The organism is Aeromonas sp. HMWF014, from assembly GCF_963878295.1.
Classification (GTDB): domain Bacteria; phylum Pseudomonadota; class Gammaproteobacteria; order Enterobacterales; family Aeromonadaceae; genus Aeromonas; species Aeromonas popoffii.
In genome coordinates, this window is the sequence record NZ_CAWNYS010000326.1 from 1 (window position 1) to 13,957 (window position 13,957).

11 protein-coding genes are annotated in these 13,957 nt (G+C 61.5%); 3 read left to right on the forward strand and 8 right to left on the reverse strand.

Annotation, left to right across the window (positions count from 1 at the left end; translation table 11 throughout):
- A partial coding sequence (locus AAC083_RS13845; RefSeq protein WP_108536896.1) for a 1-aminocyclopropane-1-carboxylate deaminase/D-cysteine desulfhydrase occupies window positions 1–698 on the forward strand: 698 nt, incomplete at its 5' end.
- Between the two features lie 23 nt (window positions 699–721).
- On the opposite strand, the gene AAC083_RS13850 is transcribed toward AAC083_RS13845, so the two are convergent.
- A complete protein-coding gene (locus tag AAC083_RS13850; RefSeq protein WP_181364751.1) occupies window positions 722–2,650 on the reverse strand; it encodes an EAL domain-containing protein in 1,929 nt (642 codons plus the stop codon).
- A 544-nt stretch (window positions 2,651–3,194) separates the two neighbouring features.
- Between AAC083_RS13850 and AAC083_RS13855 the strand changes: the two genes are divergently transcribed.
- The gene (locus AAC083_RS13855) at window positions 3,195–4,724 is read left to right on the forward strand and encodes an EAL domain-containing protein (RefSeq protein WP_181364752.1); all 1,530 of its coding nucleotides are present in this window, start codon (window positions 3,195–3,197) and stop codon (window positions 4,722–4,724) included.
- On the opposite strand, the gene AAC083_RS13860 is transcribed toward AAC083_RS13855, so the two are convergent.
- A complete protein-coding gene (locus AAC083_RS13860; protein ID WP_042037988.1) occupies window positions 4,721–5,371 on the reverse strand; it encodes a class I SAM-dependent methyltransferase in 651 nt (216 codons plus the stop codon). The genes AAC083_RS13855 and AAC083_RS13860 overlap by 4 nt on opposite strands.
- 265 nt (window positions 5,372–5,636) lie before the next feature.
- Between AAC083_RS13860 and AAC083_RS13865 the strand changes: the two genes are divergently transcribed.
- Window positions 5,637–6,734 carry a calcium:proton antiporter gene (locus AAC083_RS13865; protein WP_108536898.1) on the forward strand — a complete coding sequence of 366 codons (1,098 nt, stop codon included), beginning with the start codon at window positions 5,637–5,639 and terminating at the stop codon, window positions 6,732–6,734.
- 72 nt (window positions 6,735–6,806) lie between these two features.
- Here AAC083_RS13865 and hutH read toward each other — a convergent pair whose 3' ends face one another.
- The 6 genes from hutH to can all read right to left on the reverse strand — a co-directional run bounded on the left by hutH (window position 6,807) and on the right by can (window position 13,803).
- Window positions 6,807–8,339: a histidine ammonia-lyase gene (gene hutH, locus AAC083_RS13870; RefSeq protein WP_108536899.1), complete on the reverse strand. Its 1,533-nt coding sequence runs from the start codon at window positions 8,337–8,339 to the stop codon at window positions 6,807–6,809.
- Window position 8,340: 1 nt separating this feature from the next.
- Entirely contained in the window at window positions 8,341–10,044 is a 1,704-nt protein-coding gene (hutU, locus tag AAC083_RS13875; RefSeq protein ID WP_108536900.1) for a urocanate hydratase, read from the reverse strand.
- 55 nt (window positions 10,045–10,099) lie between these two features.
- Entirely contained in the window at window positions 10,100–11,044 is a 945-nt protein-coding gene (hutG, locus tag AAC083_RS13880; RefSeq protein ID WP_108536901.1) for a formimidoylglutamase, read from the reverse strand.
- The gene (gene hutI / locus AAC083_RS13885; RefSeq protein ID WP_181364753.1) at window positions 11,037–12,272 is read right to left on the reverse strand and encodes an imidazolonepropionase; all 1,236 of its coding nucleotides are present in this window, start codon (window positions 12,270–12,272) and stop codon (window positions 11,037–11,039) included. Before hutI ends, hutG begins: the two co-directional genes overlap by 8 nt.
- A gap of 155 nt (window positions 12,273–12,427) precedes the next feature.
- Window positions 12,428–13,132, reverse strand: coding sequence for a histidine utilization repressor (gene hutC / locus AAC083_RS13890; RefSeq protein WP_042037996.1), 705 nt, complete (start codon window positions 13,130–13,132; stop codon window positions 12,428–12,430).
- 11 nt (window positions 13,133–13,143) lie between these two features.
- Entirely contained in the window at window positions 13,144–13,803 is a 660-nt protein-coding gene (can, locus tag AAC083_RS13895; RefSeq protein WP_042037997.1) for a carbonate dehydratase, read from the reverse strand.
- Between the last annotated feature and the right edge of the window lie 154 nt (window positions 13,804–13,957).

Here is a 13,957-nt window from a genome sequence, read left to right on the forward strand (position 1 = left end):
ACTCCAACCACATCCATGCACTGGCAGCAACAGGGGACCAATCCGGCCTGAGAACTACCGGCATCATACGCGGTGAACCAGAGGCCGTCAGCAACTCAACCTTGAGCGCGGCAAAGGGATGGGGCATGGATCTCATTTTTGTCGACCGCCAGAGTTACCGGCGACGGCAGGATCCGGACTGGCTGGCCCAGTTCGCGGCGCCAGATAGCCTGATAGTGCCGGAAGGAGGCAGCAGCCCGCTCGCCATTCCCGGGGTAGCCGAGCTGGTCGGCGAGGTGCCCTTCTCACCGGATCTCTGGGTGTTGCCCTGCGCCAGCGGCGGCACCCTGGCTGGCCTCATCGCCGGCAAACGGGAACAAGAACGGATCCTCGCCATCGCGGTACTGAAAGGGGCAAGCTTCATCGCCGACGAGGTACGGCGCCTTCACCCGGCCGCGGCCACCACCCCTGGCTGGCAGATAGCGCTGGATCACCATGATGGCGGCTATGCCAAATTCAGCCCGGGACTCTGGCAGTGGGTGCAAGCCTTCAGTGCGCAGACAGGCCTGCCGCTTGAGCCCATCTACAGCGGCAAGGCAATGTGGGGTCTGTTTCGCGAACTGGCCGCCGGGCGCATCCCCCGCGGCAGCCAGATAGTCTTCATCCACACGGGGGGCATGCAGGGACTCGCGGGTTTGAAAGAGCAAGGCCGGATCTGAGGGCGCCCCTGCGGTCACCGATATCAGGCGCCGGCGGGTTCCATCACTAACTGCTCCGGCTCGGCAAACCAGGGCCCCTGCCCGGCGTGGACGCCGAGGTGGCGCAGCATCTTCCACTCGTCGCCGCTCTCCACCCCCACGGCGATGACCCGGGTGCGGGTATTGGCACAGCCTCCCACCAGGCTACGCACCGCCATCTGGTTGACCTGACGGGTGTGGATCTCACGAACCAGACTGGGATGGAGCTTGAGGAAGTTGATCTCGAACTCCTTGATGTATTGGGTGCTCACCACATCCTGGCCGGCATGATCGATGGCCAGCTGGCAACCCAGCATGCGCAGCGCTCGCAACGGCCGCTTGAGCGCCTCGTAGTGGCGGGTCACCTGGGCCTCCGACAGTTGCAGGATCAGCCGTTCGTTGGTGCTGCGCGACAGCTGGAACAGATCGAAGAAGAGCCAGCGCTGGAACTCGCGGTGCAACAGGCTCTGGGCACAGAGAGTCAGGCTGATGGGGCAGCTCTGCTCTGAGCGCTGACGCAGCAGCCACAGGGTCTGCTCCGCCACCAGTCGATCCAGTGGCAACAGCAGCCCCGCCTTCTCGGCCATCGGCATGAAGACACCAGCCTGCAACTCCCGCCCCTGCTCGTCGTGAATGCGGATCAGCAAGTCCTGCTGCAACACCACCTGATCCCGCTCCTGCTGCACCGGCTGGACGTAGAAGTCGATGCCATGCTCCTCGATGCGGCGACCGATCAGGGTGCGCCAGCGTACCGTGCCCTTGCTGCTCTGCTCCTCATCCAACTGCTTTTCGTAGAGGAACCAGCCGGTGTGACCCTGCAGCCGCGCGCTCTTGAGCGCCAGCTCAGCCTCTTCCTGCACCTTGAGCAGGGAATCCTGCGCCTGATAGCAGACGGCGCCGAGGTAGATGGCGGTCTCGACGTTGACCGCCTCGGGCCAGTGCAGCCGTTGCAGGCTCTTGTGCAGCTGACCCGCACCGTCCACCATCTCGCTCTCGGACATGTTGGGCAACAGCACGGCAAACACCTGCCCGGCATAGCGGGCCTGCAGGGCGCCATTGTGCTTGCGCACGAAGGCGGCGATGGAGGCACTCGCCTCCATCAGCAGCTCCTGGCTCTGGCGCCCGCTCAGCTCGGGGTCCAGATCCTCCAGACCGGCGAGCTCGATTAGCAGCACGCCACCGCTCATCACGCTCGCCTCCATGATGGCGCTCTCCAGCCGGTTGTCGAAGAACAGGCGGTTGCCTATGCCGGTCATCTTGTCGACAAAGGCGTTGCTGCGAATGAAGTTGTCGAAACGGCTGCGCTCCTTGCGGGCATCCGCCAGCTCGGCCAGCAGATAGTCGATGGCCTGGCTGGCGGAGACGGGCCACTCATCGGCCGGATCGTGCGCCAGCTTGGTGAGCTTGTTATCAAGGATCAGCTGGGCGCGCTCGGCCAGCAGCTCGGCACCCCGTAGTTGCAGCCTCAGCCAGCGAATGGAGTACCAGAGTCCGAAGATGACGATGAAGACGCCAAGGGAGATGCCGGACATGGCCTGCATGGAGTATTCAAACTCCTTGAACGGCCGCTCCAGTTTGAAGTCGGCCTGCATGTCGGTCTGATGGGAGATGGGCTGGCTGTAGGGGATCAGCAGGCTCTCGTCGGTCGGCTGCTGCACATCGCGAAACCAGTAGACCCGCTGCTTGCCCTGACGGATCTCCAGCTCCACCACATGGGCCGAACGCAACAAGGTTGGCAGCCAACGGGTGAGATCCTGGTGGTCCTCGGCCACCTCCAGCTGCTTGTCGATGATCTCGACCAGAGAGTTGACCTTTTTCTGCTGCAGCTCCATGCCCAGCTCACGAAAGCTGAATACTCCGCCGAGCAGCACCATGGCCATGGCGGCGATCACGCACAGGGTAATAAACGAGACAAGCTGAGTGGTCAGTTTCATGTACCTTTCCGTATGCCCGACAACATCCATGTGGCTTCATCGTATCAGCCAACGCCGAAGCGCGCCTATGGACGAAGATCCCGCTTCTGGAATTCAGCGGGCGAGCATAACCAAATGGGCACAGGAACACCAAGCCTGACGGCAAGCCGGCCATGAAAAATAGCCACAGGGACAGGAAACGGGAGATGGGCGGCGGGATCAGGGATTTTCAGGCAGAAAAATGGTCCCACTAAGGGGACCGAAAGAAACACTCATATCAAAACTAACACTCTGTGCTACTGACAAAAAAACAGATACAGGAGTATTGAACACACGGTGAGTCAAACCGCACGGCTACTGTAGCCGCTTCAGATAAGCTGGACAATTGTCACTTATGACAGGTAAGCGATTGAATCTTCATCAACTGATTTAACAAAGTCTTTATTTATCATGTTGTTATGATTTTTCGTTGCGAGTAAGGAATGAGCAGCTCAAATCGATGTAGCTAATGCACTATGATATTGCCTTTCATATGCATCCCATCTCCACATCAGGCAGGTGTACCTTGCGAAAAATTCCCCCTCTCTGGATCAGTCTGCTGCTGTTCTGCCTGCCCGTGCTGGCGAGCCTGCCCCTCAGCCAATTGCTCGGCAAGCCGCTGGCACGCCATATGTTGCAACAGAAACGGGAGGAAATAGAAGCCGCACTGGTGGAACGACACCTGGCGCTGGATGAGAGTATCAGCACACAGCTGGCCCAGTTCGCCTTCGACTGCGGACCTGAGGACATGGCGCTGCTGCGGGGTCCCCGCTTCTATAACCTCCATATTCGCCTGCAAGGCCTCATCCTAGCCTCCGGGGCGAGCTGCTCCAGCCTGGGGCTCCCCGTCCCCTTTACCACGACCGCACTGCCACCCTATTCCGGGCAGGAGCAATACGGGGTGGCCGCCACCCCCGCACAGTTCAATACCGAACAGGAGCTGATCGCCTACTTCCGACAGAATGGCAATACCGCCTACTGGGTGCTGAACAACAGCTGGAGCCATACGCTACTACAAACCCCCTGTGCCGACTGTTTCTACCTTGAATTCAGCCAACAAAATGGGGACCACGCTACCCCGCTCTTCCCCCGAGGTGACAAAACCATCAAACAGGAAGAGGGCAACCAGAGTTTGAGCTTTCTTGAGTCCGAAAATCAGATAAGGCAGACGTTATGGGCGGGCAAGGCGCTGGAGCACTATGCCCGGCAGCAGGCACGGTACTATGGGCTCTGGTATGGCGCCGCGCTGGGTTCCCTGCTGGTCGCCGCCTACTGGGGGCTGCGCAGCTATCGGCGATCTCTCAAGGGACTGCTGCAAGCCGGGCTGGCCCGGCGGGAGTTTGTCCCCTTCTATCAGCCCATAGTGGATAACCGCAGTCAGCAAGTGGTTGGCTTCGAGGCACTGCTGCGGTGGCAGCGGGAGCGCGAGATGGTGCCACCTGGTGCCTTCATCGACTATGCGGAGGAGCAGGGGCTGATCCTGCCGATGACGGAACAGCTGCTGGAGCGGATCATGACGGATCTTCCCCGGCTGGCACCGGCGCAGTGGGTCAGCGTCAACATAGTGGCCGCTCACATAGAGCAACCCCATCTGCGCACCCTGTTGCAGCGACACGGCTGGCCCTCACCGACCCGGCTCACCTTCGAACTGACCGAGCGCAAACCGATCACCGATATCAAGGCGGCAATCGGCGAGATCACGGCACTGCAGCAGCGGGGCTATCACTTCAAGCTGGATGATTTTGGCACCGGCTATGGGGGCTTCGCCTACCTGCAGCGACTCGGTATCCGCCAGATCAAGATCGACAAGATGTTCGTCGACACCATAGGCACAGACGACCTCAAACGAACGCTGCTGGACTCCATCATCGCCTTCGGCCACGAATCCGGCATGGAGATGATTGCCGAGGGGGTCGAAACCGGGGAACAGGTCGATTATCTGCGCCAGCACGGCGTGCATCTCATCCAGGGCTATGTGTATGCCAGGCCCATGGCCCTTGCCCAACTACAGATTTGGCTGTTGGCGTGGCAACAACACCATGCCGGGGAAGGTTAACGCCGGTATTGCAGTATCTGACCGCGAAAAGGCTGGCTCAGATAGCTCACATCCAACGGCTTATGCTGGCTGTGTGTATAGCCCAGGCTCATCATCAGCTTGCTGAAACGGCCCTGCTGGCCACGGCCCGGATCCACCAGGATCACCTCGCAGTGGGACTTGGCGTGTTGTTCGATAAAGCCGGCCAGCGTCTCGACCTGGCCGCGCTCATAGAGCAGATCACTGCCGATGATGAGATCGAAACGCCCCAGTTCGGTGACAGCGTCTTCCCAACCGGTACGGATAAAGGGGATGATCGCCCCCTTGTTGAGCAGCACATTGGCCGCCAGAAAGGCCCCCGCCTCAGGGTGATAATCGGTGGCCGTGATGTCCGCCAGCCTGTGGTTGAGCACCAGACTTGCCAGGGCTATGCCGCACCCCACCTCCAGGATCCGCAGATCCGCCACCTCGTGCTCCACCATCAGATGGGCCAGCACATTGCCAGAATCCCAAACGATGCCAAACAGCGGCCAGAACGCCGAGGAGATGCCAAGCGCCTCTGCCTCCCCTTCGTCATCAGAGAACTGCTGGTTGTCGCGCAACGTGCAGAGGTGAATGTCGAGTTCGCCAAACTCTATGGTGTGATAACGCAGACGTACAACAGACATGGGAGTCCCTGGTCAAGATGCCGCCAGACCCACAGAAGCATGAATTCGACTGGCATGACCCCATGCTACGCAGTAACCGGACAGATACCTATCTATATCCCGGCCCGACCGAGCAGGCGCGGCAGATTACATCTTGCAACAAAATGATTTTCCCCAGGCAGTACAACTCCCTTTATCATTAGCGGGCTCGCCACCCCCGTGGCGTCGCCGTTTTGCCTCCATACCCCGTCGGCCCCAGCCGCCCCGAGATGAGAACCATTGCCCTATGAAGTCATTTATCCGGCAAGAGATTGCCCTGCCCGTTGGCCTGCTGACCCTGCTCTTTTTCAAGACCCTGGGGAGCAACCTGCTGACAGAGGCCACTCCGCTCGGGATCTATCTTCCGGTATCGGCCGGGCTGCTGGCCATCGTCACCTGGGCCATCTTCTCGGTGGTACGCCACTCTGACGCCCTCGCCATCAAGCTGGGCGAGCCCTTCGGCACCCTGATCCTGACCCTCTCGGTCATCTCGCTGGAAGTGGTGATGATCTCCTCCGTCATGCTCACCGGCGAGCCCAACCCCACCATGGCCCGCGATACCACGTTTGCGGTGGTGATGCTGGTGAGCACGGGTCTGGTGGGCTTCACTCTGCTGTTTGGCGGCTGGCGCTACCACACCCAGAGCTTCAATCTGGACGGGGTCAAATCCTATCTGGTGGCCATCATACCGCTGGCGCTGCTCTGTCTGGTGCTGCCCAACTTCACCCGGGGCGGCACGGTCGGCAGCATGTCGAGCGCCATGTCATGGATGCTGATCATCGTCTCGATCCTGCTCTATGGCGTCTTTCTGCTGATCCAGACCCGCAGCCACAGCCACTTCTTCGTCGACAGCGATCACGAGGATTACGAAGAGTACCACGGCCCGCTGCAGAGCAATGTCTACCACACCCTCCTGCTGCTCGCCTACCTGGTGGTGGTGATCCTGCTGGCCAAGACCCTGGCCATCCCCATCAACTACGGGGTGCATGTCATGGAAGCACCCGCCGCACTGGGCGGCTTTATCGTGGCCTGTATCGTGCTGGCGCCGGAAGCGGTGGGCGCCCTCAAGGCGGCCTTCAACAACCAGTTGCAGCGCGCCATGAACCTCTACTTCGGCTCGGTGCTGGCCACCATAGCTCTCACCGTACCCGCTGTGCTCTTTATCGGTTCCATGCTGGATCAGGAGGTGCGCCTCGGCCTTTCCGCCGCCGACATGGTGCTGCTCTTCACCACTCTCATGGTCTGTAAAGTGACCTTCAGCAGCGGTCGCACCAATGTGCTGCATGGCGCCACCCATCTGGTGCTGTTCGTGGTCTATCTGTTCCTGATGTTCGAGCACGAATAACCGCGTTCAACCAATGTCAGAAACGCAAAGACCGCCCGATTGGGCGGTCTTTTGTTATGGGTGGATAACCCCTTACAGGCTGGGCAGCACCCCGGCCGGGATCAGGTCGTTGTAGCTGGCACGGCCCAGCAGGGCGGCAGCCGCTTCGATATCCGGCGAAAAATACCTGTCCTTGTCGTAGAAGCTCACCTCTGCCCGCAGCCGTCCCTTGGCCAGTTCGATAAGCTCGGTACTACGCAGCGGCGCCCGAAAATCGAGCCCCTGAGCCGCCGCCAGCAGTTCGACTGCCAGAATGCCGCGGGTGTTCTCCGCCATGTCCGCCAGCCGGCGAGCGGCGAAGGTGGCCATGGAGACGTGATCCTCCGGGTTGGCGGAGGTGGGCAAGCTGTCCACCGAGGCGGGATGAGCCAGGCTCTTGTTCTCGGAGGCGAGCGCCGCCGAGGTGACCTGAGCAATCATAAAGCCGGAGTTGACGCCGCCGTTGTTGACCAGGAAGGCGGGCAGGCCCGACATGCGGGAGTCGATCAGCAGCGCCATGCGGCGCTCAGACAGCGACCCGATTTCGGCGATGGCCAGTGCCAGGTTGTCGGCGGCGAAGGCCACGGGCTCGGCGTGGAAGTTACCGCCGGAGAGGATCTCCTCATCCTCGGCAAACACCAGCGGGTTGTCGGAAACCGCATTGGCCTCGCACACTAGCACCTCGGCGGCGTGGCGGATCTGGGCCAGACAGGCCCCCATCACCTGGGGCTGGCAGCGCAACGAGTAGGGGTCCTGCACCTTCTCGCAGCTGTGATGAGACATGCCGATCTCGCTGCCATCCACCAGCAGGTGACGATAGCAAGCCGCCGCATCGATCTGACCGCGCTGACCACGCACCTCATGGATGCGGGCATCGAACGGACGACGACTGCCCAGCGCCGCCTCCACGCTCATGGCGCCGATAGTGATAGCGCCGGCGAACAGATCCTCGGCATGGAACAGGCCTTCCAGCGCAAACGCCGTGCTGGCCTGGGTGCCGTTGAGCAGCGCCAGTCCCTCCTTCGGTGCCAGAGCGATAGGCTCGAGACCCGCGATCTTCAGCGCCGTGGCGGCGTCCATCAACTCGCCCTTGTGGCGGGCTTTGCCCTCCCCGATCAGCAGACAGCTCATGTGGGCCAGCGGTGCCAGATCGCCGGAGGCGCCGACGGAGCCCTTCTTCGGCACTACCGGATAGACTTCGGCGTTGATGAGCGCCATCAGCGCCTCAAGCACCGTCAAGCGGATGCCGGAGAAGCCCCGCGCCAGGGAGTTGACCTTGAGCACCATCATCAGCCGCACTGTGGCGTCATCCATGTAAGTGCCGATGCCAGCCGCGTGGGAGAGCACGATGGAGCGCTGCAATTCGTCGAGCTGCTCCACCGGGATGCGGGTGTTGGCCAGCAGGCCAAAGCCGGTGTTGATGCCGTACACCACGCGGTTCTGCTCGATCACCTTGGTGACCACGGCTGCGGAGGCGTGGATCCCCGGCAGGGCGGCCGGAGCCAGGCTGATATGAACCGGCTCGCGGCTGACACGACGCAGGGTGTTGAGGCAAAGCTTGCCCGGTAACAGATTGAGTTCAAACATCTTATTTAGCCCCTTTGTCCGCTGCGGTCAGCATCGGCAGATCCAGTTTCGCCTCATGGGCACAGTTAATCGCAATCTCGTAACCCGCATCCGCATGGCGCATCACACCGGTAGCCGGATCGTTGCGCAGCACGCGGCCAACACGCCTGGCGGCATCCTCTGTGCCATCACAGACGATCACCACGCCCGAGTGCTGGGAGAAGCCCATACCCACACCACCACCGTGGTGCAGGGAAACCCAGGTCGCACCACCGGCGGTATTGAGCAGGGCGTTGAGCAGCGGCCAGTCGGAAACGGCATCGGATCCATCCATCATGGCTTCGGTTTCACGGTTCGGGCTCGCCACCGAGCCGGAGTCCAGGTGGTCGCGGCCAATGACCACGGGCGCCTTCAGCTCACCATTTTTCACCATCTCGTTAAACGCCAGGCCCAGACGTACCCGATCCTTGACCCCGACCCAGCAGATCCGTGCTGGCAGGCCCTGGAAGGCGATGCGCTCGCGGGCCATGTCGAGCCAGTTGTGCAAGTGTGGATCGTCCGGGATCAACTCTTTGACCTTCTGATCCGTCTTGTAGATGTCTTCCGGATCGCCGGAGAGCGCCACCCAGCGGAAGGGGCCAATCCCCTCGCAGAACAGCGGGCGAATGTAGGCAGGCACGAAGCCGGGGAAGTCGAACGCATTCTTGACCCCCTCCTCCAGCGCCATCTGGCGAATGTTGTTGCCGTAATCAAGCGTGGCAGCGCCACGGGATTGCAGGGTCAACATGGCTTCCACCTGGCGCGCCATGGAGTGGCGGGCCGCCTGGTTAACCTCCTGGGGCGCGGATTTTTGCAACTCGCGCCACTGAGCGACGCTCCAGCCCTGGGGCAGGTAGCCGTGGATCGGATCGTGAGCGGAGGTCTGGTCGGTGACCACATCCGGGGTTATGCCACGGGCCACCAGCTCGGCAAAGACATCGGCGGCGTTGCCGAGCAGGCCGACCGAGACGGCAGTGCCGCCCTGTTTGGCCTCCTCGACCATGGCCAGCGCCTCATCCAGGCTGTGGGCCTTCTTGTCCACGTAGCGGGTCTTGAGGCGAAAATCGATGCGAGTCTCGTCGCACTCGACGGCGATCATCGAGAAACCGGCCATGGTGGCGGCCAGCGGTTGGGCGCCGCCCATGCCACCCAGACCACCGGTCAGGATCCAGCGGCCCGCAGGCTCGCCGTTGAAATGCTGGTTCGCCACTGCGAAGAAGGTCTCGTAGGTGCCCTGCACGATTCCCTGGGTGCCTATGTAGATCCAGGAGCCCGCCGTCATCTGGCCATACATCATCAAGCCCTTCTTATCGAGCTCGTTGAAGTGTTCCCAGTTGGCCCAGTGCGGCACCAGATTTGAGTTGGCGATCAGCACCCGAGGCGCATCCTTGTGGGTCTGGAACACACCGACCGGCTTGCCCGATTGCACCAGCAGGGTCTCGTCTTCCTCGAGCCGGGTCAGCACCTCGACAATCTTGTCGTAGCAGGCCCAGTTGCGGGCGGCGCGGCCGATACCGCCATACACCACCAGGGATTGGGGATGCTCGGCGACTTCCGGATCCAGGTTGTTCATCAGCATCCGCAACGGCGCTTCTGTGAGCCAGCTTTTCGCGGTCAGCGCGGTACCACGGGGGGATCGGATGACCCGGCTCGGATCCTGACGGGGATCCAGGTGTTGCTCAGACATACACACTCCTTGTTTTATCAATGCAGCAGCATGGCGACCTGCCTTCGGCAGGCAGCTACTTGGTTAACTGATGGACCAGCCGGGCGGCCACGCGGGCGCTGCGGTTATCCTGATCCAGGTTCGGGTTGTACTCGGCCAAATCGGCGAGCCGCAGCTTGCCGCTGGCCCGGATATGGGCGATCAGGGGTTCGATGACCGCCAGCTCGACGCCGCGAGCGGCGGGGGCGCTCACCCCCGGCATCACTGCGCCGGGCAAGACGTCGAGATCGATGGTCAGATAGAGGTGATCGCAGCGGGCGATAAAGCCATCCAGCCCGTTCAGAAGCTCGGGCAATTCGGCCAGGGTCATGGCCTCATCCAGCGCATACCAGACCCTCAGCTCATCGGCCCGGGCAAACAGGGCCTGGGTGTTGGCGGTCTCGGCCACCCCGAGACAGGCGTAGTGAAACGGCGTGCCTTGGGCAGCGCACTGCTCGGCGATCTGGAAGAAGGGAGTACCTGAGCTGGCCTGATCTTGCTTCATGCGCAGATCGAAGTGGGCATCGAAGTTGATGATGCCAACCCGGCCCTGGCCAGCCAGATGACGGTTGAGACCGCTCCAGCTGCCGAACGCCACCTCATGGCCGCCCCCCAACACCAGCGGGAAGTGGCCTTCATCCAGCAGGCTTGCCACCCGCTCGGCCAGGCGGGCATGAGCGGCATCGAGATCGCCGTCGTCGCAGCCCACATCGCCGGTATCATAGACAGGTTTGCTCAGATGCCAGGCACTGTTGGCCAGCAGCTTGCGGATCGCCAGCGGTGCACCGGCTGCCCCCACGCGCCCCTTGTTGCGGCGCACCCCCTCATCGCAGGCAAAGCCCACCAGAGCGACGCCGGGTTCGGCTGTTCCGATCAGCGGCCAAGCCTGCACCCTGTCGTGCCAACGCAGGGCAAGTTCGCCATCTTCCGGATCCTGACGCCCCTGCCAAACCGACATATGGGGCTGGCTGAACTTATCCATGCAGCGTCTCCTCGCCGTTGACGATACGGCTCACCAGCTGATCGACGCCAATGAGGTAACTGAGTTCGGCCGGGTGCGCGCAGTTCCAGACCAGGAAATCCGCCAACATGCCGACTCTCAACTGCCCCAGACGCTCCTGCTCGCCGAGCGCGCGGGCGGCGTTGCGGGTCACCCCGACCATGGCCTCGACCGGGGTCAGACCGAACAGGGTACAGGCCATGTTCATGGCCATGCGCAGCGACACAATGGGGGCAGTGCCCGGGTTGATGTCGGAGGAGACCGCCATGGGCACATGGGCCTTGCGCAGGGCTGCAACAGGGGGCAATTTGGTCTCTTTCAGGAAATAAAATGCGGTGGGCAGCAGGGTGGCGACCACGCCGCGGTGGGCCAGCGCCTGGATCCCTTCCTGATCCAGATGCTCCAGATGATCCACCGACAGGGCGCCAAAGTTGGCGGCCAGCGCACTGCCCCCCAGATTGGAGAGCTGCTCCATGTGGCCCTTCACCGCCAGACCGTATTGATCCGCGGCCAGATAAACCTGCTCGGTCTGGGCCAGCGAGAAGCCGATGTGCTCGCAGAAGACGTCCACCGCATCGGCCAAGCCTGCCTCGGCCGCCGCCGGGATGATCTCCTGGCAGATGGTCTCGACCCAGGAGTCAGGATCGTCACGATATTCAGGCGGCACCGCATGGGCAGCCAGCAGTGTGGTCTTGACCCGAATGGGCAGCACCTCCCCCAGTCGGCGGGCAACCCGCAACATCTTGAGCTCATCATCCAGAGTGAGGCCGTAGCCGGACTTGATCTCCACTGTGGTGACCCCTTCCCGGATCAGCGACCTGATCCTGGCTGCCGCCAACGTGAACAGCTGCTCCTCGCTGGCGGCACGGGTGGCCCGCACCGTACTGAGAATGCCGCCGCCCTTGCGGGCGATCTCGGCATAGGGCACCCCTTTCTGGCGCAGCTCAAACTCTTCGGCCCGGCTGCCGGCGAAGATGAGATGGGTGTGACAGTCGATGAGGCCGGGCGTCACCAACTTGCCCTTCATGTCCTGCCAGTGGGCGGGATAAGGGCCTTTGAGATCCTGCATGGGCACCAGGGCGTGGATCTTGCCTTCATGAACGCCGAGGGCGTGGGGTTCCAGCAGACCGTAGTCCGCCAGATCGGGGCGCAGGGTGGCGGGTGTCACGTTGAGCCAGACCCGCTCGCAGTTCAACAGTTCCTTGTTCATACCGACCTCTAAATGTATATACATTAATTTATATCCGATCTTTGTCAGGAAAGAAAGGATCAAATTCACATCTTGATAACAGCGCTGTAATTAGATGTTAAGCACAAAAAAGCCCACCATGAGGTGGGCTCCATTAAAAAGATATGTATATACAATCAACTGAGACTGGTCTTGGAGCTCAGCTTGTAGCGAGAACCCGGCGAGAGCAGGCGGGCATAGGAGACCAGATAACCTTCCGACCAGGTACGGCGGTGCAGCAACAGGCAAGGGGTATCGACCCGCACCTGCAGCAGACCGGCTTCACCGGCGCTCGGTAACACGGCCTCTACCACATGCTCCATCTCGGAGAGAGGACAGACGTCCATCAGGTAGCGATTCGGGGTCTGTTGAGTGAAATCCTGCTCGCCATAACCGGGCAGACGCTCGGCATCGACAAAGCGCTCCTCCAGTTGCAGCGGCTCCCCATCTGCCTGATGGACGATGAGACTGTGGAAGATGGCAGCACCGACTCTCAGCCCGAGCTGGACCGCCACCTTCTCGTCGGCGGCCTGGCGTTGCAGCCGGATCACCCGGGCGCTGTACTGGCTGCCGCGCTCGGCGATCTCGTCGGCTATGTTGCGAATGGCCAGCAAAGGCGACTCGGTGCGCCTGTCCGCCACAAAGCTGCCAGAGCCAGCGGTGCGCACCAGCCAACCCTCGGCCACCAGCTCGCGCAGCGCCTTGTTGACCGTCATCCGGCTCACGGTGAACTGCTCGCACAGCGCGGCCTCGGTCGGGATCCGGTCCCCCGCCTGATAGCGGCGTTCGCGGATCCCGTCCAGGATGTGCTGCTTGATCTGGAGATAAAGGGCTGGTGCCAACGGCAGGTTCCTCAGCGACGGCGGTGGGGCGGACGCATGTCCGGCCAGGCGCGATAAACATCGGGGATCTGCTCCGGCCCGCTGATGCAGAGATCCAGATCGTGCAACAGACCATCCTTGATGCCATAGATCCAGCCGTGCACCGCCAGCTCCTGCCCCTTGCGCCATGCATTCTGGATGATGGTGGTGTGGCAGACGTTGGCTACCTGCTCGGCCACGTTCAGCTCGCACAGGTAATCGAAACGCTCATGCTCATCTTCGATGGCATCCAGCTGTTCACCATACTTGAAATAGACATCCTTGATATTGCGCAACCAGTTGTCGATGAGCCCCAGCTCCTGATTCTGCATCGCCGCCTTGACGCCGCCACAGCCATAGTGACCGCAGATGATGATGTGTTTCACCTTGAGCACCTCGACCGCGTATTGCAGCACCGAGAGGCAGTTGAAGTCGGTGTGCACCACCAGATTGGCAACGTTGCGGTGGACGAAAACATCCCCCGGCAGCAAACCCATCAGCTGGTTGGCGGGAACCCGGCTGTCGGAGCAACCGATCCAGAGGTATTCAGGGGCCTGCTGGGCGGAGAGGGTAGCGAAGAAATTCGGGTCTTCGGCCTTGATCCGTTCCGCCCACTCGCGGTTGTTGGTAAACAGGTCGTTCAACAGTTTCACTATCTGCTCTCCCTACTGTGGCTGTGGCGGCAACATAACATAGACAAGGGTAACCAAGGCAAGGCCGACCAGATACTCACGAAATAAAAACAGGGCCATCAGGCCCTAATGCCGATCAGTTAAGGATCCATTGACCGATCCTTCTGATGTGTGA

What these genes read in the sequence shown, in the direction of transcription:
- AAC083_RS13850 (WP_181364751.1), bottom strand. Translation starts at nt 2,650, where the DNA reads ATGAAACTGACCACTCAGCTTGTCTCGTTTATTACCCTGTGCGTGATC.
- AAC083_RS13860 (WP_042037988.1), bottom strand. Translation starts at nt 5,371, where the DNA reads ATGTCTGTTGTACGTCTGCGTTATCACACCATAGAGTTTGGCGAACTC.
- AAC083_RS13865 (WP_108536898.1), top strand. Translation starts at nt 5,637, where the DNA reads ATGAAGTCATTTATCCGGCAAGAGATTGCCCTGCCCGTTGGCCTGCTG.
- hutH (WP_108536899.1), bottom strand. Translation starts at nt 8,339, where the DNA reads ATGTTTGAACTCAATCTGTTACCGGGCAAGCTTTGCCTCAACACCCTG.
- hutU (WP_108536900.1), bottom strand. Translation starts at nt 10,044, where the DNA reads ATGTCTGAGCAACACCTGGATCCCCGTCAGGATCCGAGCCGGGTCATC.
- hutG (WP_108536901.1), bottom strand. Translation starts at nt 11,044, where the DNA reads ATGGATAAGTTCAGCCAGCCCCATATGTCGGTTTGGCAGGGGCGTCAG.
- hutI (WP_181364753.1), bottom strand. Translation starts at nt 12,272, where the DNA reads ATGAACAAGGAACTGTTGAACTGCGAGCGGGTCTGGCTCAACGTGACA.